Annotated in this window: 27 protein-coding genes and 1 pseudogene; 12 read left to right on the plus strand and 16 right to left on the minus strand. The window is 64.8% G+C overall.

Annotated elements, in window-relative coordinates; translation table 11 throughout:
* Positions 1 to 34 precede the first annotated feature (34 nt).
* The gene (locus tag ACU8HS_RS03820; protein WP_447015431.1) at positions 35 to 538 is read left to right on the plus strand and encodes a hypothetical protein; all 504 of its coding nucleotides are present in this window, start codon (positions 35 to 37) and stop codon (positions 536 to 538) included.
* A gap of 96 nt (positions 539 to 634) precedes the next feature.
* Here the strand turns inward: ACU8HS_RS03820 and bla are convergent, their stop codons facing one another.
* The 3 genes from bla to dmeR form a co-directional block, all read right to left on the minus strand.
* A complete protein-coding gene (gene bla, locus ACU8HS_RS03825) occupies positions 635 to 1,519 on the minus strand; it encodes a class A beta-lactamase (protein ID WP_112757949.1) in 885 nt (294 codons plus the stop codon).
* A 71-nt stretch (positions 1,520 to 1,590) separates the two neighbouring features.
* Positions 1,591 to 2,547 carry a CDF family Co(II)/Ni(II) efflux transporter DmeF gene (gene dmeF / locus ACU8HS_RS03830; RefSeq protein WP_112568573.1) on the minus strand — a complete coding sequence of 319 codons (957 nt, stop codon included), beginning with the start codon at positions 2,545 to 2,547 and terminating at the stop codon, positions 1,591 to 1,593.
* 23 nt (positions 2,548 to 2,570) lie between these two features.
* Positions 2,571 to 2,843, minus strand: a complete 273-nt coding sequence (gene dmeR / locus ACU8HS_RS03835; protein WP_112568571.1) for a Ni(II)/Co(II)-sensing transcriptional repressor DmeR — start codon at positions 2,841 to 2,843, stop codon at positions 2,571 to 2,573.
* 324 nt (positions 2,844 to 3,167) lie between these two features.
* On the opposite strand from dmeR, the gene ACU8HS_RS03840 reads away from it, so the two are divergent.
* Positions 3,168 to 3,662: a GNAT family N-acetyltransferase gene (locus tag ACU8HS_RS03840; protein WP_112568768.1), complete on the plus strand. Its 495-nt coding sequence runs from the start codon at positions 3,168 to 3,170 to the stop codon at positions 3,660 to 3,662.
* A gap of 40 nt (positions 3,663 to 3,702) precedes the next feature.
* Positions 3,703 to 4,281, plus strand: a complete 579-nt coding sequence (locus tag ACU8HS_RS03845) for a type 1 glutamine amidotransferase family protein (protein ID WP_447015432.1) — start codon at positions 3,703 to 3,705, stop codon at positions 4,279 to 4,281.
* A 19-nt stretch (positions 4,282 to 4,300) separates the two neighbouring features.
* Here the strand turns inward: ACU8HS_RS03845 and ACU8HS_RS03850 are convergent, their stop codons facing one another.
* From ACU8HS_RS03850 to ACU8HS_RS03865, 4 genes are all read right to left on the minus strand, one after another.
* On the minus strand, positions 4,301 to 4,579 hold the full coding sequence (locus ACU8HS_RS03850; RefSeq protein ID WP_447015433.1) for a hypothetical protein: 279 nt from the start codon (positions 4,577 to 4,579) through the stop codon (positions 4,301 to 4,303).
* Between the two features lie 38 nt (positions 4,580 to 4,617).
* Positions 4,618 to 5,532, minus strand: coding sequence for a cytochrome c (locus ACU8HS_RS03855; protein ID WP_447015434.1), 915 nt, complete (start codon positions 5,530 to 5,532; stop codon positions 4,618 to 4,620).
* Positions 5,533 to 5,674: 142 nt separating this feature from the next.
* On the minus strand, positions 5,675 to 6,115 hold the full coding sequence (locus ACU8HS_RS03860) for a cytochrome c (RefSeq protein WP_112568563.1): 441 nt from the start codon (positions 6,113 to 6,115) through the stop codon (positions 5,675 to 5,677).
* A 132-nt stretch (positions 6,116 to 6,247) separates the two neighbouring features.
* Complete coding sequence (locus ACU8HS_RS03865) at positions 6,248 to 6,883, minus strand: LysE family translocator (protein ID WP_112568561.1); 636 nt, start codon at positions 6,881 to 6,883, stop codon at positions 6,248 to 6,250.
* A gap of 127 nt (positions 6,884 to 7,010) precedes the next feature.
* On the opposite strand from ACU8HS_RS03865, the gene ACU8HS_RS03870 reads away from it, so the two are divergent.
* On the plus strand, positions 7,011 to 7,712 hold the full coding sequence (locus ACU8HS_RS03870) for a helix-turn-helix transcriptional regulator (protein WP_112568559.1): 702 nt from the start codon (positions 7,011 to 7,013) through the stop codon (positions 7,710 to 7,712).
* 35 nt (positions 7,713 to 7,747) lie between these two features.
* On the opposite strand, the gene ACU8HS_RS03875 is transcribed toward ACU8HS_RS03870, so the two are convergent.
* Positions 7,748 to 8,518, minus strand: coding sequence for an SDR family NAD(P)-dependent oxidoreductase (locus ACU8HS_RS03875; protein WP_447015435.1), 771 nt, complete (start codon positions 8,516 to 8,518; stop codon positions 7,748 to 7,750).
* Between the two features lie 165 nt (positions 8,519 to 8,683).
* Here ACU8HS_RS03875 and ACU8HS_RS03880 point away from each other — a divergent pair, with 165 nt between their 5' ends.
* On the plus strand, positions 8,684 to 9,598 hold the full coding sequence (locus ACU8HS_RS03880) for an AraC family transcriptional regulator N-terminal domain-containing protein (RefSeq protein WP_447015436.1): 915 nt from the start codon (positions 8,684 to 8,686) through the stop codon (positions 9,596 to 9,598).
* Here the strand turns inward: ACU8HS_RS03880 and ACU8HS_RS03885 are convergent.
* The 5 genes from ACU8HS_RS03885 to ACU8HS_RS03905 all read right to left on the minus strand — a co-directional run bounded on the left by ACU8HS_RS03885 (position 9,595) and on the right by ACU8HS_RS03905 (position 12,271).
* Positions 9,595 to 10,440, minus strand: coding sequence for a metallophosphoesterase (locus ACU8HS_RS03885; RefSeq protein ID WP_112704192.1), 846 nt, complete (start codon positions 10,438 to 10,440; stop codon positions 9,595 to 9,597). The two genes, ACU8HS_RS03880 and ACU8HS_RS03885, sit on opposite strands and share 4 nt — an antisense overlap.
* Before the next feature lie 74 nt (positions 10,441 to 10,514).
* The gene (locus ACU8HS_RS03890; RefSeq protein ID WP_112756602.1) at positions 10,515 to 10,736 is read right to left on the minus strand and encodes a hypothetical protein; all 222 of its coding nucleotides are present in this window, start codon (positions 10,734 to 10,736) and stop codon (positions 10,515 to 10,517) included.
* 41 nt (positions 10,737 to 10,777) lie between these two features.
* A complete protein-coding gene (locus ACU8HS_RS03895) occupies positions 10,778 to 11,182 on the minus strand; it encodes an SRPBCC family protein (protein WP_112704193.1) in 405 nt (134 codons plus the stop codon).
* Positions 11,179 to 11,502 carry an ArsR/SmtB family transcription factor gene (locus tag ACU8HS_RS03900; protein WP_447015437.1) on the minus strand — a complete coding sequence of 108 codons (324 nt, stop codon included), beginning with the start codon at positions 11,500 to 11,502 and terminating at the stop codon, positions 11,179 to 11,181. The genes ACU8HS_RS03895 and ACU8HS_RS03900 overlap by 4 nt, the downstream gene beginning before the upstream one ends.
* Before the next feature lie 166 nt (positions 11,503 to 11,668).
* Positions 11,669 to 12,271 (minus strand): superoxide dismutase, encoded by a 603-nt coding sequence (locus ACU8HS_RS03905; RefSeq protein WP_112704194.1) that lies wholly within the window; start codon positions 12,269 to 12,271, stop codon positions 11,669 to 11,671.
* Positions 12,272 to 12,776: 505 nt separating this feature from the next.
* Between ACU8HS_RS03905 and ACU8HS_RS03910 the strand changes: the two genes are divergently transcribed.
* The 3 genes from ACU8HS_RS03910 (at position 12,777) to ACU8HS_RS03920 (ending at position 16,688) form a co-directional block, all read left to right on the plus strand.
* The gene (locus tag ACU8HS_RS03910; RefSeq protein ID WP_447015438.1) at positions 12,777 to 14,324 is read left to right on the plus strand and encodes a hypothetical protein; all 1,548 of its coding nucleotides are present in this window, start codon (positions 12,777 to 12,779) and stop codon (positions 14,322 to 14,324) included.
* A gap of 131 nt (positions 14,325 to 14,455) precedes the next feature.
* Positions 14,456 to 15,142 carry a class I SAM-dependent methyltransferase gene (locus tag ACU8HS_RS03915; RefSeq protein ID WP_447015439.1) on the plus strand — a complete coding sequence of 229 codons (687 nt, stop codon included), beginning with the start codon at positions 14,456 to 14,458 and terminating at the stop codon, positions 15,140 to 15,142.
* A 316-nt stretch (positions 15,143 to 15,458) separates the two neighbouring features.
* On the plus strand, positions 15,459 to 16,688 hold the full coding sequence (locus ACU8HS_RS03920; protein ID WP_112568540.1) for an MFS transporter: 1,230 nt from the start codon (positions 15,459 to 15,461) through the stop codon (positions 16,686 to 16,688).
* Positions 16,689 to 16,692: 4 nt separating this feature from the next.
* Here the strand turns inward: ACU8HS_RS03920 and ACU8HS_RS03925 are convergent.
* Together ACU8HS_RS03925 and ACU8HS_RS03930 are read right to left on the minus strand one after the other, a co-directional pair.
* Positions 16,693 to 17,112: pseudogene (locus tag ACU8HS_RS03925) on the minus strand (TetR family transcriptional regulator C-terminal domain-containing protein); the annotation flags it as partial.
* Between the two features lie 40 nt (positions 17,113 to 17,152).
* Positions 17,153 to 18,055, minus strand: a complete 903-nt coding sequence (locus ACU8HS_RS03930; RefSeq protein WP_113414424.1) for a LysR family transcriptional regulator — start codon at positions 18,053 to 18,055, stop codon at positions 17,153 to 17,155.
* Positions 18,056 to 18,192: 137 nt separating this feature from the next.
* Here ACU8HS_RS03930 and ACU8HS_RS03935 point away from each other — a divergent pair, with 137 nt between their 5' ends.
* From ACU8HS_RS03935 to ACU8HS_RS03945, 3 genes are all read left to right on the plus strand, one after another.
* Complete coding sequence (locus ACU8HS_RS03935) at positions 18,193 to 19,398, plus strand: HlyD family secretion protein (RefSeq protein ID WP_112568532.1); 1,206 nt, start codon at positions 18,193 to 18,195, stop codon at positions 19,396 to 19,398.
* Between the two features lie 76 nt (positions 19,399 to 19,474).
* On the plus strand, positions 19,475 to 21,097 hold the full coding sequence (locus ACU8HS_RS03940) for an MDR family MFS transporter (protein ID WP_447015440.1): 1,623 nt from the start codon (positions 19,475 to 19,477) through the stop codon (positions 21,095 to 21,097).
* A 29-nt stretch (positions 21,098 to 21,126) separates the two neighbouring features.
* On the plus strand, positions 21,127 to 22,353 hold the full coding sequence (locus ACU8HS_RS03945; protein WP_447015441.1) for an adenylate/guanylate cyclase domain-containing protein: 1,227 nt from the start codon (positions 21,127 to 21,129) through the stop codon (positions 22,351 to 22,353).
* 12 nt (positions 22,354 to 22,365) lie between these two features.
* Here the strand turns inward: ACU8HS_RS03945 and ACU8HS_RS03950 are convergent, their stop codons facing one another.
* The gene (locus ACU8HS_RS03950; RefSeq protein WP_112568526.1) at positions 22,366 to 23,253 is read right to left on the minus strand and encodes a branched-chain amino acid aminotransferase; all 888 of its coding nucleotides are present in this window, start codon (positions 23,251 to 23,253) and stop codon (positions 22,366 to 22,368) included.
* Positions 23,254 to 23,503: 250 nt separating this feature from the next.
* Between ACU8HS_RS03950 and ACU8HS_RS03955 the strand changes: the two genes are divergently transcribed.
* Positions 23,504 to 24,544, plus strand: a complete 1,041-nt coding sequence (locus tag ACU8HS_RS03955) for a zinc-dependent alcohol dehydrogenase family protein (protein ID WP_447015442.1) — start codon at positions 23,504 to 23,506, stop codon at positions 24,542 to 24,544.
* Positions 24,545 to 24,605: the final 61 nt, after the last annotated feature.

Raw genomic sequence — 24,605 nt, forward strand, 5'->3', positions numbered from 1 at the left:
ATCATGCTGCTGCCGTTTTTCAGGGGGATTTTTCATGGAAATCGGTAGCAGCCTTTCAATTTATTCCGGCCTCGGCATGCTCTTCGAGCAGGGCAAATCCAAGGCCACACTGGCCGACGAATTCGGCGGCAGCACGCGCAACCAGTCCGGCGCCGGCCTGCAGCCGAGCACGACCCCGCCGTCCATCGCCAATACGATGTGGGCGGTTCAGGCCGGCAACGAGACCTATATCAACCCGCCGTCGGATGCCGAGCGGGAAGCCAAGGCCGCGCATGAGAGCCTGGTCGACCAGTTCTCCGAATGGAGCAACATGGACCCGGCGGAATTCATCCGCGCCCGCTACCTGAAGGCCCATGGCCTGACCGAAGACGACCTGAAGGCCATGCCGGCCGATCAGCGCGAGGCCATCGAGAAAGAAATCGCCGAGCAGATCAAGCGCGAACTTGCCGGCATCGAAGATGGCGCAGACGCCAGCGAGGAACCCGCCGCCGCCCAGGCACCGGCCGCGCAGCCGGCCGAGGAAAATTCGGCCACCTGATCCCACCCCGGATCGAAAAGCCGCGGGCAGCGACGCCGCCCGCGGCTTCTGCGCGACTTGTACCCCGCGGGAGAGATTGCCGAACGCCCGGCCGCGCTACACCATCTCGGCAATCATCCTGCCGATTTCCGCAAAGACCGGGTTGAATTCGTCCATCTTCACGGTCGTTTCGGCCATGTAGACGGCGGCGACGATCGGGCCGCGGCCCGGCGGCCAGATGATGGCGATATCGCCGGCCGCGCCGTTGTCGCCCGTGCCGGTCTTGTCACCGATCCGCCAGTCGCGGGGCAGGCCCGCGCGCAGGCGCGCCGCGCCCGTCGTGTTCGCCACCATCCAGTCCACCAGCCGATTGGCCGAATCTTCCGCCAGAACCGAGCCGAGAGCGATATTGCCGAGAGAATCCAGCATGGCGTCCGGCGTCGTCGTGTCGCGCGGATCGCCCTTTGCGGCTTCGTTCAGCGCGGTTTCCATGCGGTCGAGCCGGGTCGTGCCGTCGCCGATGGAGCGCAGCCAGTCGGTGAGGGCCGCCGGGCCGCCGAAACTTTCCAGCATCAGGTTGCCGGCCGTATTGTCGCTCAGCGTGATGCCGGCCTTGCAGATATCGGCCAGCGTCATGCCCTCGCCGCCTGCATGTTTTTCGGTCTCCGGCGAATAGGTGACGAGCTTTTCCCTGCCGTAGGTGATGCGCCGGTCGAGCGTTTCGTCACCCCTGTCGACACGGGCGAGAACGAGGCCGGCGGCCAGGACCTTGAAGGTGCTGCACATGGCGAAAGGCTCGCTGCCGCGATAGCCGAAGGAGACGTTCGTGTCGCTGTCGAGAACGGAGACGCCGAGACGCCCGCCGATGCGCGCCTCGAGCGCGGCCAGCCGCTTGTCGATATCCTCGTCCTGCTGCCCGGCACGCGCGCGCCGCGCAAGGCCCAGCGCGGGCAAGAGCAGCGCGGAGCCCATGAAGCTGCGGCGGGTAAGGCTGTGATTCATGGCGACCTCCGGGGAATCAGGATCACAGGCCTAAGGGCCGATTGCGGCGGCATCTCGGCTTTCGGCCGGGATCAGGCGGCGCGCGTGACTTCCACCGTCACATGCGACAACTCGTCCAGACGCGCGAGCCGCTGCTTGTAGAAGGCGGTGTCGCGCGGCTGCGGCGTCAGCACCGCCACGATCGCCGCATGATGGCCGGGGCCGACCTGCCAGACATGCAGGTCGGTGATGCGGTCGCCGTCGCCTTCGATCACGTCACGGATCTCGTCCGGCAGCGTCTCCCCTTCCGAGAGCACGTCGAGCAGGACGGCGCCCGAGGATTTCAGCAGTCCCCAGGACCATTGGGCGATGATGACGGCGCCGACGATGCCCATGAGCGGATCGAGCCAGAGCCAGCCGTACAGGCTGCCGAGAGTGAGCGCGACAATGGCAAGCACCGAGGTCAGCGCGTCGGCGATGACATGCATGTAGGCGGCGCGGATATTGTTGTCGGCGTGATCGTGATGGCCGTCATGGTGATGGTCATGGTCATGGTGATGGTCGTGATGATGCGCGTGGCCGTGATGGTGATGGCCGCCGCCGCTCAACAGCCAGGCGCTGGCGAGATTGACGGCAAGGCCGATGACGGCGACCGCAATCGCCTGGCCGAAGCCGATCGGCACCGGCGACGCGAGGCGCAGGAAACTCTCCCACCCCATCAGCAGCGCGATCATCGCCAGGACGATGGCGCTTGCGAATCCGGCGAGATCCCCGAGCTTGCCGGTGCCGAAGGTGAAGCGCGGGTTGCGGGCCTGCTTGCGGGCGAAAAGATAGGCGAGCGCGGAAATCAGGAGCGCACTGGCATGGGTGGACATGTGCCAGCCGTCGGCCACCAGGGCCATCGAGCCGTAGACGGTGCCGGCACCGATTTCGACCACCATCATGAGCGCCGTCAGCGCGATGACAAGCCAGATGCGGCGCTCGTTGCGGGCATGGTCCTGCCCCAGAAAGACATGCTCGTGCCCGTGGGCATCCGTTCCCGATCTCATCGCCATCTCCTTGTCGACCCGGCTCAGCGGATATAGGTTCGCAGGACTTCCGATATTTCGCCGACCGCCTCTGCCCTCGCCTTCTCGTCGGCGGCGTGGAGCACGTGCTCGTGCAGATGATCGTCCAGCACCTCGCCCGTCAGCCCGGTCAGCGCGCCGCGCACGGAGGCGAGAAGCTGGAGGATCTCGCCGCAGGGGCGCTCGCCCTCCAGCGCGCGCTCGACGGCCTCAAGCTGGCCGCGGATGCGGCTGACGCGGGCGATCAGCTTCTTCTTCTGGTGGATCGTATGGGACATGGCAGTCTCTGCTATAGGATAGGGGGGTATCCTATACGACCTTGCCCAATAGGGGAAGCGGCAATCTGCGGCGCCTCGAACCGTTCGGCGCGGCGGTGCAATGCCCCGAACAGACCGGGCGCGACACATAGCCATTGACAAATACCCGGATTGGGGAGATTGATGGGCGCATGATCAAGAACGCGCACCATATCAGCTCGTATTTTTGGCTGTACCTGTAAAGGGCGGCCAAGACAGATCATCATGTCAACAAGCCGCCGTCAGGCGGCTTTGTTGTATCGGCAGCGTCCTGGCGGCATAAACTTCGAAAAGGACGCGAAGACCATGCTTGAAATCGAAGACAGCGAAATTTCGCTCATGCGCCCGCCGGTCGTGACCGTGCGCGCCGCAAAACCCCGCGACATAAGCGAGCTCAACGAGATGATCGGCCTGCTGGCGGCCCATCACGGCGACATTTCGGCCACCACGCCGGAACAGCTCGAACGCGATCTCTTCGGCCCGACGCCGTGGATTTCCGCCATTGTCGCCGAAGGCAGCGAGGGCCTGATCGGCTACGCCATTCTCGTGCCGCTCTACAGGGCGCAGGAAGGCAAGCGGGGCATGGACCTGCATCACCTTTTCGTGCGCGACGGCCATCGCGGCCACGGCACCGGCCAGCTTCTCGTCGACCGCGCCCGCGAAACGGCGCGCATTGCCGGCTGCGACTACCTCTCCGTCAGTGCCGCGACCGGCAATCTGAAGGCGCACCGTTTCTACGAACAGATGGACTTCACCCCTCGCCCCGTCACCGGCATGCGCTATATGCAGGCTCTTTCGTGAGCGGCTGCGGCCGCCCGGCCGTCTTGCAAGGGAGGAGAGCATGACCCGACTGGCGGTGGTTCTGACCGAAGGTTTCGCGGACTGGGAAGTGGGGCAGCTCGCTGCCTCCGCCCGCACCCATTTCGGCTTCGACGTGGTGACGGCAAGCCCCGGCGGCGAGGAGGTGCGCTCCATGGGCGGGCTGCGGGTATCGGCCGACACGGTCGCCGAAAACCTGCATGGCGACGCCTTCGACGCGCTCGTCATCTGCGGCGGCACGATCTGGGATACGGAAAGGGCGCCCGACCTTTCGCCCGTCATCAACGACTTCATCGCGCGCGGCAAGGTGACGGCCGCCATCTGCGGCGGCACGCTGGCGCTGGCGCGCGCCGGGGCGCTGAACGATATCGCCCATACCAGCAACGCGCCCGATTTCATCGCCGGCGCCGAGGGCTATCGCGGCCAGGCACATTATCGCGACGGCCCGCAGGCCGTGCGATCCGGCAGGATCGTGACCGCGCCCGGCTCGGCCCCGATCACCTTTACGGCGGAAATCTACCGCGCGCTCGGCTTCGGCAGCGAAGAACTCGACACCTATGTGCAGATCCTCGGCGCGGAACACCGGCCGAAGGCGGCGTGAGCCCCGCAAAACCGGCCGGTCATTCGGGCCTTCGAGCCGCTTTCGGCAGCTTGTCGCCGGGCGCCGCCTCATGCGCCGGGCGCGTCGCCCATTGATGCAGCGCCCGCTTCACGAAGAGGAAGGCGGCGGCCCGCGCCTGCGCCAGATCGGCGGGATCATCGAGACGGCCGGCGATTTTGACTTCCATCGCGGCGAGCGTATCGCTGAACCAGCGCGCAAGCACGGCGTTGCGCCCGGCAAGGCGCGCGCGCATGCGGGCAATCGCCGCGTCGGTTTCCTCGAGGGTCGGATGTTTCATGGGCGCAATTTGGCCTGCCGCGCTTGAGCGAGGCAGACTTACCTGCTCGGCACCGCCTTCAGATAGGCGGAGATCGCCTCGATATCGGGCTGCGGCAGATGGGCGATGTTCTGCTGCACGTCGACCATCTGGCCGCCGGCGGAATCGAAGTCGGGGGTGAAGCCGGTCTGCAGGTAGTTGGTGATATCGGCCTCGCTCCAGGAGCCGATGCTCTGCGAGCCGGGCGTGATGTCGGGGATGCGGCCCTGGCCTTCCGGGTTCGGGGCGCCGGCGAGCCACCGGTCGCCGACGAAGCCGCCGAGCTCATCGCGCGGGGTGTGGCATTCGCCGCAATGGCCGAGGCCTTCGGCCAGATACTGGCCGCGCTTCACCTTGTCGTCGGCATTGGCGAGCACGACACGCGGCTGGTCGTTGAAATAGAGCAGCTTCCAGCCGCCGAGCGCCAGGCGGATGTTGAAGGGGAACGGCAGTTCGTGCGGCGGGGCGACGTTACTGCTCTTCGGCAGCGTCTTCAGATAGGCGAAGAGATCGTTGACGTCCTTGTCGCTCATGCGCGCATAGGAGCCGTAGGGGAAGGACGGGTAGAGATGCTGACCATCCGGGCCGACGCCGCGCTTCATCGCGTTGCCGAACTCAGCCAGCGTCCAGCGGCCGATTCCGGCCTGCTCGTCGGGAGAGATGTTGGGCACATGGAAGGTGCCGAAGGGGCTTTTCAACGCAAGGCCGCCGGCGAGCGTCAGCTTCGCATCGCCCTGCGCCCCAGGGGCGGCGTGACAGCTGACGCAGCCGCCGGCCCAGAAGACCTTTTCGCCGTTCGCGACGTCAGGCGCGCCGAGATTGGCCCAGTGGCTTTCCGGAAACGGATCGGGCGCGGTGACGAAATAGAAAACTGCGCCGCCGATCAATACGACGCCGATGAGACAGAGCACAAAGCGGGTGAACCTGCGGACCATGCGCCGCCTCTCCTTGCTATCGATGTTCAGGGCTTTTCCCCGGTTCGCCGGCCCGGCCCCGCAGCCGGGGAGAATAAGGCCATCCGCACCGACGGCAAGGGCCGGTGCGGATCGTGGAAGCCTGCGGGAAACGCTCTATCGCTTATTCCTTGACGCGATAGAGCTGATGACAGCCGCCGCAATTGCCGCCGACCGTGTTCAGCGCAGCGCCGACTCCGGCCGCATCGGCCGGAAGCTGGGCGAGAACGGTTTCGGCGTCGGCGGACAGCTTGGCGGCACGCGCCTTGAAGTCGTCCATGTTTTCCCAGATCTTCGGGCTGGCGGCCTTGTCGCCCGTCTCGGTGCCCGGCTTGAACTGGTCCGGGAAGACCTTTGCCGTTTCGGCGATCGTCGTCAGCGCCACCTTCACCGCTTCGGCATCATAGGGCTTTGTGCCCTTGGCGATGGCGCCGAGAGAACCTGCTGCGCCGCCGATCTTCTTCATCAGCGCTTCGCGCGCCTCATGCGTGCCGTCGGCAGCCATGGCCGAACCGATGGCAATGCCGGCGAAGGCCACAGCCGCCGCTACTGTTTTCCAATTCATTCTTCTCTCTCCATTGTTCCGCCGGCAAAGCCGGCCGGGGCAATCTGCACCGCGATCATGACAAAATCCATGTGGCCGCATAGTCACTTTTGGCCGGATCCTCATAAAAACAATGTGATAAACTGGGCATGTTCAGGCCGTCTTCCAGCCTTGCCAGAGGCTGATCGCGGAGATGACGACCAGCAGAAGGCCCGCCAGACGGCCGATCACGGCGGTCGCGTTCGGATTGGAGACCAGCAGGTCGCGGCTGCGGCCGGCCGTCATGGCAAGCGTGCCGTAGATGGCGAACTGGGTCAGCACGGTCATGATGCCCATGACCAGACCCTGCAGCCAGATCGGCCCATATTCCGGCTTTATGAACTGCGGATAGACGGCGAGCACGAAAATATAGGCCTTGGGATTGACGAGGCAGGTGACGGCTCCCTGCCGGAAGGCCTTCCAGGCGGAGCGCGCCGTGCCGGGGCCGACCGCCTCGACGGTGATCGAACTCTTCATCAGCGAGATCCCGATCCAGATCATATAGGCGACGCCGGCAAAGAGCAGCAGGTTGAAGACGCCGGGCAGCATGGCGACGAGAATGCCCACCCCCGCCGCGCCATAGGCCGAATGCACGGCGCCGCCCAGCATGATGCCGCTGGTGGCGGCAAGGCCGCGCTTCGTGCCGCCGGTCAGCGCATTGGCGAGCACGAAGAGCATGTCCATGCCCGGCACGATGATGATGCCGAAGAGAAGGGTGAAGTAGAGCCAGAGGCTTTCGTGGTAATCCATGTCAGTTGTCCGTCCTGCTTTCGAGCGCACTTTTGACGAAGCGCATTGAATTTCAATTCGATAGACGGCTCTATACGGCAGGCCAACTGACAGTGTACTGTCAGGAGCGTTGGCGAAAGGGCGGCAGATGCGCAAGGCCTCCAGGCTTTTCGAGATCATCCAGATATTGCGGCTGGCGAAGAAGCCGATGACGGCGGCCGTCATGGCCGAGCGGCTGGAAGTGACGGTGCGCTCGATCTACCGCGACATCGCCGCGCTGCAGGCGATGCGGGTGCCGATCGAAGGCGGGCGCGGCATCGGCTATATCATGCGGCCGGGCTTCGACCTGCCGCCCTTGATGTTTTCGATCGAGGAGACGGAGGCGATCGTGCTGTCGCTGGCGCTATTGGAGCGCACCGGCGACGAGGAGCTGAAGCTTGCGGCGCGACGCGTCAACCAGAAGCTTGCCGGCGCCGTTCCGCCGCCGCTGCGCCAGGCGATGGAAAACAAGGCGCTCTATGCATGGGGCACGGTCGCACCCGCGCCGGCCGGGCTGGACCTTGCCATCGTGCGCCGCGCGATCCGCGACGAACGCAAGCTCGACCTCCGCTATCGCGACGAAATGGGCCGCGCGAGCGAGCGGACGATCCGCCCGATCGCGCTGATCTACTATTCCCAGACCGCCAATATCGTCGCCTGGTGCGAACTCAGGCAGGCGATCCGCAATTTCCGCAGCGACCGGGTGGAGGCCTGCACGGAGGCCGACGCCTTCTTCCGGGGCGAAGGCGACGGGTTGCGCATGCTGTGGACGCAGAGCTGGACGGAAAAGCCGACGGCGGCGAATGCCTGACGTTGCGCGCCGCCCCGTCCTCAGAGGCAGGCAATTCAGAGCGCCATGCCGCCGGAGACCTCGATGCGCTGGGCGTTGACCCAGCGGTTGGCCTCGCTCAGCAGCGAGGCGATCATCGGGCCGATATCGTCGGGCACGCCGGCGCGGCCGAGGGCCGTCATGGCGGCAACGCGGCGGTTGATTTCCGGATTGTCGCGGACCATGCCGCCGCTGAAATCGGTCTCGATGGCGCCGGGCGCAACCGTGTTGACGGCGATGCCGCGGGCGCCGAGCTCGTTGGCCATGTAACGCGTCAGCACTTCGACGGCACCCTTCAGCGAACCGTAGGCCGAGGAGCCCGGAACGGCGACGCGGGCAAGGCCGCTTGACAGGTTGACGATGCGGCCGCCGTCGGCAATGACGGGCAGCAGCTTCTGCGTCAGGAAGAAGACGCCCTTGAAATGGATGTTGTAGAGCTTGTCCATTTCCTCCTCGGTCGTTTCAAGGATCGAGGCGTGGTAGCTGGTGCCGGCATTGTTGACGAGGAAGTCGAAACGCTCGCGGCCCCAGCCCTTCAGCACCGAGCGGACATTTTCCACGAAAGCGTCGAAGGCTCTGACATTGCCGGTATCGAGCTGCAGGGCGGCGGCCTTGCGGCCGAGCGCTTCGACTTCGGCGACGGCCCTGTCGGCCTCGGCGCGGTTGGAATGATAGGTGAAGATCACATCGACACCGCCGCGCGCCAGGCTGACGACGGTATTGCGGCCGAGGCCGCGGCTGCCGCCGGTGACGATTGCGGTTTTCGGATTTGCAGTCTGATTGCTCATGTCGGTTACTCCTTGTCCGGATGGCCGGAATCTAGGTCCCGACGCCCCTGGGCTGAATGCCGAAAGCCTCGAACTTCTTGCCTATTCCTCCAGATGGGTTGCTGCCCGGTGCCCGTGGGGTAAGATGGCTGCAAGAGTGCGGCAGGGGCCGAACCGGAGAAAACGATGTCCGACGAAATCAGGAAAGCCATCACCGGCTACATGGCCAGCCATGGCGGCGGCGACGGGCTCTATGCGACGGCCCTGCCCGGCTTCTACCTGATGCGCTCCTCCACGCTCACCATGCCGAAGCCGGCGATCTACCGGCCGGCGCTCTGCATCATCGTCGACGGCGCCAAGCAGATCATGTTCGGCGAGCGGCTTTTCACCTATCAGGCGATGCAGGCCCTGGTGATCAGCGTCGAGATGCCGGCCTTCGGCCAGGTGATCAGGGCAAGCCGCGAGCAGCCGATGATCGCGCTCACGCTCGAGCTCGACGTGACCATCCTGCGCGAGGTCCTGGAGGAGATGGAAAGCCCGCCGAAACCGTCCGGCGACGGCGGCCCGGGCGTTTTCGTCCAGAATTTCGGGGCGGAGCTGCAGGATTGCGTTCTGCGGCTGATGCGCATGCTCGACACGCCGAAATCTATCCCGATCCTGCGGCAGGCGATCCTGCGCGAGATCAGCTTCTGGCTGCTGTCGGGGGAAAACGGCAGCGAAGTCTGCAAGCTGGCGCTGCCCGGAAGCCGGACGCGGCGCGTGGCCGACGCCATCCACCTTTTGCGCGACAATTTCACGGCGCCCGTTCGCGTCGAGCAGCTGGCGGCAGCCGCGAAGATGAGCCCCTCCTCCTTCCACCAGCATTTCAAGATGCTGACCTCGATGAGCCCGCTGCAATATCAGAAACAGCTCCGGCTTCTCGAGGCACGACGGCTGATGGTGGCCGATGGCCTCAATGCCGCCAATGCCGCCTATCAAGTCGGCTATGAAAGCGCCTCGCAGTTCAGCCGCGAATATGCCCGCATGTTCGGCACGCCGCCGAAAAGGGACGCGCTGGAGCACAGGGCGCAGCCGCAGGCGGTCACGAACGAAGTGGCTTAATATGCGAGCGTTCGGCTGTCCTCGCGGCCGAAACCGCGGATTTCCAGACGGTCGGCATGGACATCGACGACAGCGAAGGTGTTTTCGCTTTCGGTATCGACCACGCCCTTGAAATTGACGAAGTGGCAGCCGCCCGCCTTGCCGTAATTGCCGACATGGTTGTGGCCGTTGAGATAGGCGACGACGTTTTCCTGCGCCGACAATAGCGCGACGATACGCTCGCGGTCCCACATGTCGTGTTCGCAAGGCGGATGGACGGGGAAGTGATTCATGACGATCACCTTCTCGCCGGCGGCCTTTGCCTGCGCGATTTCGCCAGCCAGCCAGGCGAACTGTTCGTCGCTCAGCGATGCGTTCCACGCATGGGCGTTTTCGGCGCCTGCCGCAAGCAGGGCGGCCAGGCGCTCATGGCCGAGGGCGCGGAAAGGATGGCCCTGCGGCGGCGCGAAGGTGCTGACCTCGTTGCCGTTGAGCAGGACGAAGCGGAAACCGTGGCGGCGGAAGCTGTAATAGGGCGCCGGCATGCCGACCCGTTCGGCGACCCTTTCCAGATGCTCCGGCGCGACGCCGAAATCGTGGTTGCCGAGCAGGAAATGCGCTTCGTGGCGCAACCTCTCATAGACCGGCAATATGTCGTCGAAGCTTTTGAAATCGCGGTCGATAATGTCGCCGAGCGTGACGACGAAGCTCAGTTCCTCGCCATTGAAGGTCTCGATGGCGGCCGCGACCTTGGCGAGGCTGTTGGCGTAATAGCGCCCCATCTCGACCTGCGGCTCGATGGCGGCATATTGCGGGTCGGCGATGATGCCGAAGCGGAAAAGGGGAAGATCGGCTGAAGACATGCGGGGTGATGTAGAGGCCGCGGATGACAGCGATGTGACGGTACCAGCCAGCCGCGCCCCCATGACGAAGGGCCTCAGCCCGCGGCCGATGCCCGCTCCCGGCGGCCGCCGACGTAAGGCAGCGCGAACATATAGAGGCCGCTGAACAGCAGCAGGAACAGCGGCGGCAGCGGCGCGTAGACCACCCAGGCCGGCGGCGTGCCGAGCGCCATTGCGGTGAAGTTGGCAATGACCGCCAGCGTGAAGACGACGGAGAGCCAGCGATGAAACTGGCGGATCGATTTGTTCCAGTTCATTGATATTTCCTCCTCTGACGGGCTGTGCTCACCGATCGGGCTCAGCGCTCCAGAACCTGCTGCAGGTTGTCGAGGAAGCGCTGCCAGCCGAAGCTCGCGCCCTGATAGGCCTGTTCCTGATCCGGGCGGAAGCCGGCCTGCTCCATGCGCAGGCGGGTGCCGGCGCCGGCAGGCGTCAGCGTCCAGGTGACGGTGCTTTCCAGGCCGTAGGCATCCCAGGTATAGGCCAGCGTCCGGTTCGGCTCGACCTCCAGAACCCGGCAAGCGACGGAGCCCCATTCGGCGCTGAGCGTGAAACGGTGGTCGGGAACGGGCTTGAAGTCGTTCTTCATCAGCCATTCCGCGATCAGATGCGGCTGGGTCAGTGCGCGCCAGATCTTTTCCGGCGGGAAGGCGATCTCCCGTTCGACGACGACGGAGCGGATTTCAGTTGCGGTGTCGTTCATTGGTCCATCCTTTTGAGCAGGTCTTCGAGATCGTCGAACCGCTTTTCCCAGAAGCCGGCCATCTCCGTCGTCCAGTCCACCAGAGGCGCAAGCGCCCCGATCTCGGCGGTATAATGGGTCTGGCGGCCTTCGTGGCGGTCGCGCACCAGGCCGGCGGTCTTGAGCACGGCCAGATGTTTCGAAACGACGGGCTGCGAAACGCCGGCCCGCGCCGTCAAGGCGCCGACCGTCTTTTCGCCTTCGCGGCACAGGCGCTCGAAAATGGCGCGCCGGGTCGGATCGGCAAGCGCCCTGAAAAGCGCGTCATGGGCATTCGACATGTGAATTCATACCCGTTTGGCTATGGATTGATTTATAGCCATACGGGTATGAATAAGTCAAGCGCCTTTGGAGGCGCGATCCGACCTGCCGCAACCAGTCTGCCGCGCAAACGAAAACACCCGGCGCTTGCGGCGCCGGGTGCTGAAAACCGGATGGCGAATGTATTTACTTCGTTGCCGCTTCGTAGCGCTCCAGGACGTAGTCCCAGTTGATGAGGCTGTCGATGAAGGCTTCGAGATATTTCGGGCGGGCGTTGCGGTAGTCGATGTAATAGGAATGTTCCCAGACATCGACGCCGAGGATCGGGGTGGCGCCGTGAACGAGCGGGTTTTCGCCGTTCGGGGTCTTGGAGATTTCGAGCTTGCCGTTCTTGACGGAAACCCAGGCCCAGCCGGAGCCGAACTGCGTTGCGCCGGCATTGGCGAAATCGGCCTTGAACTTGTCGTAGCCGCCGAGGTCGGAGTTGAAGGCAGCTTCGAGCTTGCCCGGCAGCTTGTTGCCGCCGCCGCCCTTCTTCATCCACTTCCAGAAATGGATGTGGTTGTAGTGCTGGGCAGCGTTGTTGAACAGGCCGGCATTGGTGCCGAAGGACTTCTTGACCACCTCTTCCAGGGAGAGATCGGCCAGGCCGGCTTCCGCTGCAAGCTTGTTGCCGTTGTCGACATAGGCCTTGTGGTGCTTGTCGTGATGGAACTCGAGCGTCTCCTTCGACATGAAGGGAGCAAGCGCTTCGTAGTCATAGGGAAGTTCAGGCAATTCGAAAGCCATAACAGATCTCCTCTTGGCAATAGATTGCGTCATCGGCAGGTGAGGCGGAACATAGGAGGGGAAGCATTGCGAGGCAACCGGCGAATTATCAAAAAACAACCGCTTCGAGGAAAAATTGCCTCTCGTCGCGGGCTCGCCCGGCAGGCGCAAATCGCCGCGACACAACGCGCTTTCAGGCCCATGAAAGCAACACGGCGGCTGGACGGGGACTGCGCCCCACAGGAATAAAATCCCTCTCCTTGCCGGCGCCCCGCATCCCCCGATCGCGCCTGCAAAATGAGGCACGCTCGCGTCCCGCAGCCGCGCTTAGGGGCCGGCGCCGATATTTCAATAAAAAACTGTTAATTTCTTTTGGGCGCTTTTGACAGGCGATGAATAGCGCGTCTTAGATGCGATCCAAGGCCATCGGAGAGTGCTAGCGCAACCTCTGGTAGGAGTAGCTTAATTAGCATTGCATAAATCATTTCAGGGACTTCTGACATCAACTTCGGGGCGTGTGATGGTCATGAGCTTTTTTCGTCGCAGTGAAGAACCCGTCAAACCGGGTTTGAGAGTATCCAGCCATCGCCAGACGCTGTCCGTCACCGAACAGACGGCCCTCGTGGACAAGCCGCCGGTGCAGTACAACGTTTCGGAAGTCGATGATTTCCAGGCCTTCGGCACGGCAATCGAGGAAAACAAGCAGTCCTCCGAGGAGCTGCTCGTCAGCCTGACCTCGCTGCAGGAGCGGGTTTCCTCGCTGCTCGGCGCGCACAGCCAGTCGCTCAACGAAACGGGCGCGCTGCGGGCGGAATGCTCGCGTCTCGGCTCGCTGCTCGACTACGAGAGCAATGCGCGGCGCAAGGCCGACCAGGAAAACCAGCGTCTGACCGTCGAAAACAAGGAGCTGAAACTCGACAACAGCCAGCTGCGCGTCGAGGCCGGCACCTATCGCGAAGAACTGGTGAAGCTGCAGGGCGTGCACGAACTGACGCGGGAAGAATTCACCGTCGTCGAGGCACGGCTGATCGATGCCGAGCGCGAGATCCGCGAACGCGCGCTGCAGTTCGACGAGGTTTCCTCGCAGCTGCGCCGCACGCAGCAGGACCACGATGCGCGCGGCCGCGAACTGGCGAGCACGCGCGAGAAGCTGGAGCTGGAAACCACGGCCCACCAGCTGCTCGTCGAAAGCTCGCGGCGCGAAAACAGCATCCAGCTTCGCGAAATCGCCCGCCTCAACGAAGAGCGCAGCCATCTCAAGACCAGCCTTTCGGAACATGAGGCGCTGACCCGCAGCCTGCAATCCTCCGTGTCCAACCTGAAGCAGGACCTCGTCGCTTCCGAGGAGCGTTATCGCCGCCTGGAAGCCGAATTCGAGACGCTGGAAACCTCCTCGACGCTCGAAATCGCAAACCTGCGCACCAAGCAGGAAGCGATCGCATCCAAGTCCGAACTCGTCGAGAAGCTGCTGTCGACCGCCAACAGCCGCAACAAGATGACGGACGAGGAACTGCAGTCGACCCGCACGGAACTGAAGCGCACGAAGGGCGAGCTTGCCACGGCGCTGGCGCGGCTGGAGCGGATGACCGACGAGCTCAACCGCGTTCGCCTGAACGGCACGGAAAGCGAAGCCGCCCGCCGTGAGCTTGCCGCCCACAGCAACGATCTCGTCATGAAGCTGCGCGAGGCCGAAAGCCAGCGCAGCAAGCGCGACCGCGAGATCGAAGCCTTCAAGAACGATCTCGACACGCGCCTCGATACCGACCGCTACGAAATCAGCCAGCTGCGGACGAGCCTCGAAATCGCCAAGTCGGAAATCCGCCAGCTGCGCGCCGAACGTGCGATCCTCAACGGCCAGCTCGAAGTGGCGCGCGGCGAGCGCCCGAGCGTGGCCGAGGCCGCCCTGCCGGAAGAAGAGCCGCTGAAGGAAGAGGTCCGCATGCCGGCCGCCACCTTCGCGCCGATGATCGACATTTCCAGCAAGTCGCTGCGCGGCAACGGCATGGTCGCCGGCTCGGTCAATGACGAGCTTGCCGTCATCGAAGCCAACCTGCGCACGCCGCCGGCGGAGTGACCCACATTATTCTTCGGCGGGAAGAGGCCTTTCCGCCGAAGCAGATGCGGCCTGCCCGACAGGTCCTTGCCGTGCCGGGGAACCGGAGCCTGCCTTCACGAGTTTGAGAGCAGGGTCTGGAGGAGGCGCACATGGAACGCGTTCACGACAAGGAACAAGTTCAAAATCGGGGACAGGGCCGGCATCGGGCGGAAGATCAGCAGAAAATCTATCAGCGCTGGGCGCCGGTCTACGATCAGGTCTATCGCGGCATCCTGCGCGACGGGCACCGCACGCTGGCGCGGCTTGCGGCGGGCGCCGGGACGGAGATCCTGGAAATCGGCGTCGGCACCGGTCTGGTGCTCTCCCACTATCCGCGACGCTGCCGGGTGACGGGCATCGACATTTCCGAGCATATGATCGCCCGGGCGCGGGAAAAAATCGACCGCGACAAGCTCTTTCACGTGCGGCAATTGCAGGTGATGGACGCGCATGCGCTGGCCTTCGAGGACCGGTCCTTCGATGCCGTCTGCCTGCCTTTCGTCATCACCCTCATCCCCGAGCCGGAACGGGCGCTGGACGAATGCGCCCGCGTTCTGCGGCCGGGCGGCGAGATCATCCTTGCCAGCAAGCTCGGCGACGGCGCGGGCCTGCAGGGAGCGATCGAGGAGGCGGTGGCGCCGCTGGTGCGGCGCATCGGCTGGAGTTCGGCGTTCCGCATCAGCCGGATCACCGGCTGGGCGCAGGCGAGCGGCTTCGAGGTCGTTGAGATTTTGCCGGTTTTCCCGAACGGCTTCTTCAAGGTCGTCCGCCTCAAGCGGCGTTCGCCGAACGTCTGAGGCAAAACCTGTCATCCTGAACGTGCCTGCAGGCGTGTCTGACGCTCGGCGTGCTGGCCGCCAGGGCCAAGACGCCCATGGCGCAGCAATCGGCGGCACGATCGCCGCGCCCTCCGGCGCAATCCCCGTCTGGCGGCTGCCGGTGAGACCGCCGACGGTCGCGGTTTCCATCGTCATCATCGCCACGTCGGCGATACGGTTTTTCTGCGGCAGGTCGGATCGGGCCGAATCCGTCCTTGGCAGCCCCCGGGGCGCTGCGTAAAGTGAGGATCGCTTCATCTTGGCCGCGGCCAGACTGTACCGAAGAAGTTCCGCAATGACCGACACCCAATGGGACGCCGCAAAAGCGGTGCCCGGCTCCGCCTACTGGAAACGCAATCTCGTCATTTCGCTTCTTGGCTCGTTCACGACGATCGTTGCCATGACGCTGCTTCTTCCCTTCCTGCCGCTTTATGTGGAAGAGCTTGGCGTCAGCGACGATGCGGCGATCGTGCAGTGGTCGGGCATCGCCTATGGCGCGACCTTCTTTGCCGCCGCCTGCGTGGCGCCGATCTGGGGCCGGCTCGGCGACATATACGGGCGCAAGCTGATGCTGGTGCGCGCCAGCCTCGGCATGACGATCGCCATTTCGCTGATGGGCATGGCCGGCAGCGTCTGGCAGCTCGTGGCGCTGCGCCTCTTCGTCGGCCTGGCGGGCGGTTATGCCTCGGGCTCGATGGTGCTGGTGGCGACGCAGACGCCGAAGGACCGATCCGCCTGGGCGCTTGGCGTGCTGTCGTCCGGCATCATGGCCGGCAATCTCGTCGGCCCGCTGATCGGCGGCGTGCTGCCGCGCGTCATCGGCATCCGCGGCACGTTCCTGGCCGCCGGCGGCATGATCTTCCTCGCCTTCCTGGCAACCACCTTCCTGATCAAGGAGGAGAAATCGGCCGCCCGCAAACAGGCGGCGAAAGCCTCCGGCGGCTGGAAATCCGTTTCCGACAAGGGGCCTGTCGTCGCGATGCTGGCAACCGGCCTGCTGTTGATGCTGGCCAATATGTCGATCGAGCCGATCATCACCGTCTATGTGGCGCAGCTCGTGCCCGACCAGGGCCAGGTGACGATGGTGGCCGGCATCGTCATGTCGGCGGCCGCGCTCGGCAGTATCCTCTCGGCCTCGCGGCTCGGCAGGCTCGCCGACCGGATCGGTCACTGGCCGGTCATTGCCGGGGCGCTGGCGATAGCCGGCCTGCTGCTCATCCCGCAGGCCTTCGTGACCGCCTCGTGGCAGCTGATTGCCCTGCGTTTCCTGATGGGCGTGGCACTTGGCGGGCTGCTCCCCTGCATCGCCGCCGTCATCCGGCACAATGTTCCCGACAGCGCGGCCGGCAGCATTCTCGGCCTTTCCACCTCCTCGCAGTTCGTGGGCCAGGTGGTCGGGCCTGTTCTCGGCGGTTTCGTCGGCGGGCATATCGGCATGCGGGCCGTCTTTCTCGGAACCTGCGTGCTCCTGCTTGCCGGTGCCGCCTTCGCATGGCTGGTGCGCCCGAAGGAAGAGCAGGCCTGAACCGTCAGGCCCTGCCGCAGATCATGTCGACACCGGATTTCGCCAGGGCCTCCAGCATCTCGCGGCTGTCGCCGGCCCGGGCGCGCACGGCGAGCGAATGCATGACGGCGCTGGCAAGCCTTGCGAGCATCCCGGCATCCGTGCCTTCAGGCAGCTCGCCGCGCTCCACGGCAAGCACGATGCGCCGTTCGATCGCGCCGTCGAAATCCTTCAGGCTGCGGCTGAGGAGGTCGCGGACGCGTTCATGCTGGATCGCCTCGGCCGTCGCCGTGCCGATGAGGAAACAGCCGCGCGCGGCCGTTTCTCCGTGAAGATAGACGGCGAGCGCGCTGTCGTAGACGCGTGCGAGATTGTCGCGCAGGGGGAAGGACGGATCGAGCGCATCGGCCAGCGCATCCATGCTTTCGGCCCGATACCCTTCCACGCACAGCGTCCGGCGGGAGGAACAGTCCCGCCGGACGCTTTTATGCCATCCATTTGCGATGTTCGGCAAAACGCTCGACCAGCATGTCGAGGAACAGCCGGACCTTGGTCGGCAGATGGCTGCGGTTGGGGTAGACGGCGTTGATATGGATCTCGACGCCGCGATAGTCCGGCATCATCTGCACGAGACGACCGGCGGCGAGGTCTTCGAAGACGACGAAGCTCGGCGCCAGGAAGATGCCCTGCCCGTTCAACGCGAGGTAACGCAGGGTCTCGGCGCTGTTGGAAATGATGCTGCCGCCGACCTTGACGCTCTCCTGCCGCCCCTCGGCATTCTCGAAGCGCCATTCCTCGCCAAAGGGATAATAGGCATATTGCAGGCAATTGTGCTCGGCTACCTCGGCCGGCGTCGTCGGCATGGCATGGGTCTTCAGGTAATCCGGCGAGCAGACGAGGAAATGCCGCCAGGGCGTCAGCTTGCGCGCCACGAGGCTCGAATCCGGCGACGGCGTCGTGCGGATCACCAGGTCATAGCCGTCCTCGATCATGTCCACCGAGCGCTCGCCGATGTTGAAATCGATCTGGACGGCCGGGTAGAGCGTCATGAATTCGTTGATGACGGGCAGCAGGAAACGGACGATGGCGCTGCTCGTATAGAATCTGAGCGTGCCGCGCGGCGTCGAGCTCAAGGCGCCGGCGGCGCGGTCCGCCTCTTCGAGATCGGCCAGGATCTGCGACGAGCGCTCGTAGTAATATTTGCCGGTTTCGGTCAGGCTGACCTTGCGCGTGGTGCGGTTCAGGAGCCGCACGCCAAGGCGATCCTCCAGCGATTGCACATGGTTGCCCACCATGGTGACGGACATGTTCAGGCGCCGCGCGGCAGCGGAAAAGCCGCCGCATTCCACGACGCGACCGAAGACTGTGAGGCTGGTCAGCCGATCCATATTGTCCCTCGATTATCCGCTGAGAGTTGATGATCCTTCCGGAAAACAGCAGATTATCAGAAAGCATGTCCGGGTCCATCTTCCTGCCATCGAACAGGGCTTCGCACGAACGAAGCCGGCATGAATGGAGAAGGACAATGGTTGAACTGCCCCGCAACGACGCGTTCAAGCAGGCCGGGACCGCCCCGGCCGCTGAGACCGCAGCACCGGCAGCAGATGCGATGGCCGCAGCCGCAGCCGCCGTGGAAACCCCGAGGAAACCCGGCGGCAAGCTCGTCAAGCGCGCCGTCATCGCCGCCGCCCTGCTGGCCGGCGTCGCCTTCGCGGGCGATTTCGGTTACCGCTACTGGACGGTCGGCCGCTTCATCGAATCCACCGACGATGCCTATGTGAAGGCCGATTACACCACCGTCGCCCCGAAGGTTGCCGGCTATATCAAGGAAGTGCTCGTCAACGACAATGACACGGTCAGGGCCGGGCAGGTTGTTGCCCGTATCGACGACCGCGATTTCCAGGCGGCGCTTTCGCAGGCCAGAGCCGATGTGAAGGCGGCCGAGGCGGCCGTCACCAATCTCGACGCGCAGATTTCGCTGCAGCAGTCGATCATCGCGCAGGCGCATGCGACGCTTGCCGCCTCGCAGGCTTCGCTCGCCTTTGCCCAGTCGGACGCCGAGCGGGCCAGCCGGCTGATCACCAACGGCGCCGGCACGCAGTCGCGCGCCGAACAGAGCCAGTCGCAGAAGGATCAGGCGGCTGCCGCCGTCGAGCGCGACCAGGCCGCCGTCGTTGCGGCCGAAAACAAGGTGCCGGTGCTGCAGACGCAGCGCGAACAGGCGCTTGCCCAGCGCGACCGCGCCGCCGCCGCCGCCGGCCAGGCGGAACTCAACCTCTCCTACACGAATATCGTGGCTGCCGTTGACGGCACGGTGGGCGCCCGCTCGATCCGCGTCGGCCAGTATGTCACCTCGGGCACCCAGCTGATGGCGGTCGTGCCGCTGCATGCGGTCTATGTCGTCGCCAATTTCAAGGAAACGCAGCTGACCTTCGTGCGCCCCGGCCAGTCGGTGGAGATCAAGGTCGACAGTTTCCCCGGCGTTGCGATCAAGGGCCATGTGGACAGCGTCTCGCCGGCGAGCGGCCTCGAATTCTCGCTGCTGCCGCCCGACAACGCCACCGGCAATTTCACCAAGATCGTCCAGCGCATCCCGGTCAAGATCGTCATCGACGACGAACGCCTTGCCGGCCTGCTGCGCTCGGGCATGTCGGTCGTGCCCGATATCGATACCAAGGCCGCACAGACCTCCGCGGCCGCGGGGGAAGGATTGTCCAGTCCTGCCGGATGATCCTTCCGTTTCTTCCTTCGACATCTACCGAACAGCGTCATGAGCCGGTTTCCGCAGGACCGGAAGGAGACAAGTCATGGCTACGCTTCAGATCGCCGCAAACAGCAATCAGGCCGCGCCCCCCGCCGCTGCGGCCGCCCCTGCTGCCAGGCCGGCGATGAGCCCGCTTCGCATGTGGAGCGCCGTCGTCGGCTCCACGCTCGGCGCCTTCATGGCGATCCTCAACATCCAGATCGTCAACGCCTCGCTGGCCGATATCCAGGGCGCCATCGGCGCCGGCACCGACGACGGCGGCTGGATCTCGACCTCCTACCTGATCGCCGAGATCGTCGTCATTCCGCTCAGCGCATGGCTGGCCCGGGTCTTTTCGGTGCGCAACTATCTGCTGGTCAACGCCATGCTCTTCCTGGTCTTTTCGGTCGCCTGCGCCCTTGCGGCGAACCTGCAGCAGATGATCATCCTGCGCGCCATCCAGGGCTTTACCGGCGGCGTGCTGATCCCGATGGCCTTCACCATCATCATCACGCTGCTGCCCAAGCCCAAGCAGCCGATCGGCCTGGCGCTCTTTGCGCTTTCGGCCACCTTCGCCCCGGCGATCGGCCCGACCATCGGCGGCTATTTCACCGAAAACTGGGGCTGGGAATATATTTTCTACATCAACCTCGTGCCCGGCGCACTGATGGTCGGCATGCTCTGGGCCTCGCTCGACCGCGCGCCGATGAACCTCGGCCTGCTTGCCAAGGGCGACTGGCCCGGCATCATCACCATGGCGATCGGTCTTGCCGCGCTGCAGACCGTGCTGGAGGAAGGCAACAAGGAGGACTGGTTCGGCTCGGAATTCATCGTGCGCCTGTCGGTCATCGCCGCCGTCTCGCTGACGCTCTTCCTCGTCATCGAGCTGAAGGTCGCCCATCCGCTCCTGAACCTGCGCCTGTTTGCCCGCCGCAACTTCGGCTTCGGCATCCTTGCGAATTTCCTGCTGGGTATCGCGCTCTACGGCTCGGTCTTCGTGCTGCCGATCTACCTGACCCGCATCCAGGGCTACAATTCCGAGCAGATCGGCCTCGTGCTTGCCTGGACCGGCATTCCGCAGCTGCTGCTGATCCCGCTGGTGCCGCGCCTGATGAAGCGGTTCGACATCCGCCTGCTCATCATCGTCGGCTTTGCGCTCTTTGCCGCCTCGAACTTCATGAACGTGCATATGACGGGCGATTATGCGAGCGACCAGCTGTTCTGGCCGAATGTCGTGCGCGCCGTCGGCCAGGCGCTCGTCTTCACGCCGCTGTCGGCGATCGCCACATCGGGCATCGAGCCGGAAAATGCCGGCTCGGCCTCCGCCCTCTTCAACATGATGCGCAATCTCGGCGGGGCGGTCGGCATCGCCTCGCTGCAGACCTTCCTGTCGAAGCGCGAGCAGTTCCACTCCAACATCCTGACCAATTCGGTCTCCGTCTTCGAGGAAGCCACCCGCGACCGCCTCGCAAGGATGACCGGCTATTTCATGAGCCACGGCGTCAGCGACCAGGCGCTTGCCGGCCATAAGGCGGTCGTCGCCATCGCGCTGAAGCTGCGCAGGCAGGCCAATATCATGGCCTTCAGCGATACGTTCTTCCTGCTCGGCATCGCGCTCGTCGTCGCGCTGCTTGCCACCCTGCTTCTCAAGAAACCCGGCCAGATCGCCGGCGGCGGCGCGCATTGAGCGCCGCGCCGCAACGGAGGAGAACACCCATGAACGACCTGCTCGACATCGACTATGCCGTCGAAACCAGGGCTCCCGCCGGCAGCCGCAACACGACGGCCGTGCTCGACCTCATCGAGTGGCTGACCGGCGACGAATGCCATGCGCTCGACGAGGCCGGCCTGGTTTCCGGCCTCGGCCGCCGCCTCCGGGCGCTCGGCGTTCCCGTGGACCGGCTGACGCTGCATCTCATGACCCTGCATCCGGAATTCATCGGCCGCACCATCGCCTGGGCGCCGGGCGAACCGGTGGAGATCCACGACCGCGACCACGGCACGCGGCTTACCATCGCCAACACGCCGCTGCACAGGGTGTTCGAAACGCGCGAAATGCTGATCGTGGGGCCGGGCAAGAGCCCGCACGGCCGCTGGCAGCATCTCGACATCTTCACCGGGCGCGAGCTGGTGCAGCTGGTGATCGCCCCGCTCTGCAATGCCGACGGCCCGGTGAGCGCCGCCATCTTCGGCACCCGGCGGCCGGGCGGCTTTAGCGCCTCCGAAATCGAGGTCATCGAACGCATTCTGCCAGCGCTGCGCAACACGAGCGAACTTCGCATCCTGCGCCAGGTCGAGCTCAGCCTGCTCGACACCTATATCGGCCCGATGACGGCAAGCCGCATCCTTGCCGGCCGCATCCGCCAGGGCGAGATCGAATCCATGCAAGCGGCCCTGCTGCTCTGCGATCTCAGGGGCTTTACCGAACTGTCCAACCGGCTGCCCGGCGAAACGGTGCTCGGCCTGCTGAACGCCTATTTCGACCGGGTCATTCCGGCGATCACGCGGCAGGGCGGCGAAGTGCTGAAATTCATGGGCGATGCGGTGCTTGCCTTCTTCCCCGGCTACGATGCGGCCCGCACCTGCCATTCGGCGCTTTCGGCCGCCCGCGCAATCCTGGAAGCGCTCGACGGTTTCAGCCATGACGGCATCGGCGCCAAAGCCGGCATCGCGCTGCACCACGGCGAGGTCAGCTACGGCAATATCGGCTCCGGCCGGCGGCTGGATTTCACGCTGATCGGCGGCGACGTGAATCTCGTCAGCCGTATCCAGGGCGTGTGCAGCGAGCTTACCGAGCAGCTGCTGATGTCGGAGGCCTTTTTCGAAGAGGTGAAACCGGCCGATGCCGTCCCCATGGGAAGCCATCGGCTGAAGGGCTTCCCGGACGGCGTGGACCTCTACGGGCTGCGGCAAGGGCCGGCGCTGCCGCCCGCCCGTGAATGAGCGCGAAAGCCGCTATTCGTCGCTGCCGGAGCGGCCGTAAGCCCAGTCCATATAGAGTTCCAGCGCCTTGCGCGTGACCGGGCCTTCCTGGAAGTTGCGGCCGTCGAGCCGGTTGACGGCGACGACCTTGGAATAGTTGCCGCTGGTGAAGACCTCGTCGGCCCCCATGAAATCCTCGACGGAGAGCGTCGCCTCACGCACGTCGAAACCGGCCTTGCGCAAGAGGCCGATGACGCGCAGGCGCGTGATGCCGGCAAGGAAGGTGCGGTTGGCGACCGGGGTGAAGACCACGCCGTCCTTGACCATGAAGACGTTCGAGGAGGCGGTTTCGGCCACGTTGCCGTTCATGTCGCGCATCAGCGCGTTGTCGAAGCCGCGGCTTCTCGCCTCGGCAATGGCGCGGCCGCTGTTCGGATAGAGCGAGCCTGCCTTGGCATCGGTCATCGCAGTTTCCGGCGTCGGGCGGCGGTAGGGCGAGACCGTCAGCGAAGAACCGCCATGGCCGCCCATCGCGGCTTCGAACAGGCAGAGCGCGAAGCGGGTGGATTCGCCGTCGACGGTGACGACGCTGCCCGGCGAACCGTGCTCGCCCCAATACATCGGCTTGATGTAGATCGGCGTCTTGCCGTCGAATTTCTTGACGCCTTCCCAGGCGAGCGCCTCGATCTCCTCGGCCGTCTTGACCGGCTTCAGGCCCATGGCAACGGCGGAGCGGTTGACGCGCTGGCAATGCAGGTCGAGATCCGGCGCGATGCCGTCGAACCAGCGGGCGCCGTCGAAGACGGTCGAGCCCAGCCACATGGCGTGGGAGGTGGGGCCGATCAGCGGCGGGTTGCCGGCAATCCACTCGCCCTCGACATAGGTCCAGGTGGTCGTGCGGGGCGACGTATCGACGGTCATGACGGCTCTCCTTCTGAAGTCGGCAAAGCAAAATCCTCCCTGCCGGGCAGGGTCAAGCGCAAATTGACAGTTGCAACACCGAAGCAAGAAAATGCCCGATCGCGTGCTGCGATTGAAATATTGATGCGCGTGCCATCGCCTTGAGACGATGGGTTCATCAAGGAAAATGATGGAAGGCGACTGGATGAAAAGCCTCGCCCCATGCCATCATGGACGGGGACGCGCCGATGCCGGCTGAGGAGAAGAACAGATGAAAGCCATGTATTACGAAGCCTTCGGACAGGCGCCCGAGATCCGCACCGTGCCGGACCCGACACCGACGGAAGGCGGCGTGGTGATTGCGGTCGGCGCGACCGGGCTTTGCCGCAGCGACTGGCACGGCTGGATGGGGCACGATCCGGATATCCGGCTGCCGCATGTGCCGGGCCACGAGCTTGCCGGCAGGATCGTTGCGGCCGGCAGGGGCGTCGTGCGCTTCAAGGTCGGCGACCGGGTGACGGTGCCCTTCGTTTCCGGCTGCGGCCATTGCAGCGAGTGCCATTCCGGCAACCAGCAGGTCTGCCCCAACCAGTTCCAGCCGGGCTTCACCCATTGGGGCTCGTTTGCCGAATATGTCGGCATCGACTATGCCGACACCAATCTGGTGCATCTGCCCGACAGCGTGGACGACGCCACGGCGGCAAGCCTCGGCTGCCGCTTCGCCACGTCCTTCCGCGCGGTTGCCGACCAGGCGCGCACCGGCCCGGGCGAATGGATCGCCGTGCATGGCTGCGGCGGCGTCGGGCTTTCGGCGATCATGATCGCTTCGGCGCTCGGCGCCAATGCGATCGGCGTCGACATTTCCGAGGAGAAGCTTGCCTTTGCGCGCCAATGCGGGGCGGTGGCGACGGTCAACGCGTCCACGGTCGCCGACGTCGCGGAAGCCGTGCGCGAGATCACCGGCGGCGGCGCGCATGTGTCCATCGACGCGCTCGGCCATCCCGTCACCTGCTTCAACTCGATCCGGAACCTGCGCCGCCGCGGCCGGCATGTGCAGGTGGGGCTGATGCTCGGCGACTATTCGACGCCGCAGATCCCGATGGCGCAGGTGATCGGCCACGAGCTGGAAATCTACGGCAGCCACGGCATGCAGGCATGGCGCTATGACGCGATGCTGTCCATGCTCGCCGCCGGCAGGATCGCGCCGCAGAAACTGATCGGCCGGCGCATCAGCCTTGAGGAGGCGGTGCCGGCGCTGATGACGCTCGACAAGGCGGAAGGCACCGGCATCAGCGTGATCACGCAATTCTAGGGATCGCAAACAGGCGGCCCGCGCCGGGGCGGACTACCGAAACACGATTGCGATCCCACCT

It is taken from the genome of Rhizobium sp. KDH_Rht_773_N (assembly GCF_052946295.1).

Coding starts and splice junctions, on each gene's coding strand:
- ACU8HS_RS03840 (WP_112568768.1), top strand. CDS start 3,168: ATGCTTGAAATCGAAGACAGCGAAATTTCGCTCATGCGCCCGCCGGTC.
- bla (WP_112757949.1), bottom strand. CDS start 1,519: ATGAATCACAGCCTTACCCGCCGCAGCTTCATGGGCTCCGCGCTGCTC.
- ACU8HS_RS03955 (WP_447015442.1), top strand. CDS start 23,504: ATGAAAGCCATGTATTACGAAGCCTTCGGACAGGCGCCCGAGATCCGC.
- ACU8HS_RS03885 (WP_112704192.1), bottom strand. CDS start 10,440: ATGTCTTCAGCCGATCTTCCCCTTTTCCGCTTCGGCATCATCGCCGAC.
- ACU8HS_RS03855 (WP_447015434.1), bottom strand. CDS start 5,532: ATGGTCCGCAGGTTCACCCGCTTTGTGCTCTGTCTCATCGGCGTCGTA.
- dmeF (WP_112568573.1), bottom strand. CDS start 2,547: ATGAGATCGGGAACGGATGCCCACGGGCACGAGCATGTCTTTCTGGGG.
- ACU8HS_RS03920 (WP_112568540.1), top strand. CDS start 15,459: ATGACCGACACCCAATGGGACGCCGCAAAAGCGGTGCCCGGCTCCGCC.
- ACU8HS_RS03915 (WP_447015439.1), top strand. CDS start 14,456: ATGGAACGCGTTCACGACAAGGAACAAGTTCAAAATCGGGGACAGGGC.
- ACU8HS_RS03950 (WP_112568526.1), bottom strand. CDS start 23,253: ATGACCGTCGATACGTCGCCCCGCACGACCACCTGGACCTATGTCGAG.
- ACU8HS_RS03845 (WP_447015432.1), top strand. CDS start 3,703: ATGACCCGACTGGCGGTGGTTCTGACCGAAGGTTTCGCGGACTGGGAA.
- ACU8HS_RS03905 (WP_112704194.1), bottom strand. CDS start 12,271: ATGGCTTTCGAATTGCCTGAACTTCCCTATGACTACGAAGCGCTTGCT.
- ACU8HS_RS03860 (WP_112568563.1), bottom strand. CDS start 6,115: ATGAATTGGAAAACAGTAGCGGCGGCTGTGGCCTTCGCCGGCATTGCC.
- ACU8HS_RS03875 (WP_447015435.1), bottom strand. CDS start 8,518: ATGAGCAATCAGACTGCAAATCCGAAAACCGCAATCGTCACCGGCGGC.
- ACU8HS_RS03865 (WP_112568561.1), bottom strand. CDS start 6,883: ATGGATTACCACGAAAGCCTCTGGCTCTACTTCACCCTTCTCTTCGGC.
- ACU8HS_RS03895 (WP_112704193.1), bottom strand. CDS start 11,182: ATGAACGACACCGCAACTGAAATCCGCTCCGTCGTCGTCGAACGGGAG.
- ACU8HS_RS03900 (WP_447015437.1), bottom strand. CDS start 11,502: ATGTCGAATGCCCATGACGCGCTTTTCAGGGCGCTTGCCGATCCGACC.
- ACU8HS_RS03945 (WP_447015441.1), top strand. CDS start 21,127: ATGAACGACCTGCTCGACATCGACTATGCCGTCGAAACCAGGGCTCCC.
- ACU8HS_RS03940 (WP_447015440.1), top strand. CDS start 19,475: ATGGCTACGCTTCAGATCGCCGCAAACAGCAATCAGGCCGCGCCCCCC.
- ACU8HS_RS03890 (WP_112756602.1), bottom strand. CDS start 10,736: ATGAACTGGAACAAATCGATCCGCCAGTTTCATCGCTGGCTCTCCGTC.
- dmeR (WP_112568571.1), bottom strand. CDS start 2,843: ATGTCCCATACGATCCACCAGAAGAAGAAGCTGATCGCCCGCGTCAGC.
- ACU8HS_RS03820 (WP_447015431.1), top strand. CDS start 35: ATGGAAATCGGTAGCAGCCTTTCAATTTATTCCGGCCTCGGCATGCTC.
- ACU8HS_RS03935 (WP_112568532.1), top strand. CDS start 18,193: ATGGTTGAACTGCCCCGCAACGACGCGTTCAAGCAGGCCGGGACCGCC.
- ACU8HS_RS03870 (WP_112568559.1), top strand. CDS start 7,011: ATGCGCAAGGCCTCCAGGCTTTTCGAGATCATCCAGATATTGCGGCTG.
- ACU8HS_RS03930 (WP_113414424.1), bottom strand. CDS start 18,055: ATGGATCGGCTGACCAGCCTCACAGTCTTCGGTCGCGTCGTGGAATGC.
- ACU8HS_RS03880 (WP_447015436.1), top strand. CDS start 8,684: ATGTCCGACGAAATCAGGAAAGCCATCACCGGCTACATGGCCAGCCAT.
- ACU8HS_RS03850 (WP_447015433.1), bottom strand. CDS start 4,579: ATGAAACATCCGACCCTCGAGGAAACCGACGCGGCGATTGCCCGCATG.
- ACU8HS_RS03910 (WP_447015438.1), top strand. CDS start 12,777: ATGAGCTTTTTTCGTCGCAGTGAAGAACCCGTCAAACCGGGTTTGAGA.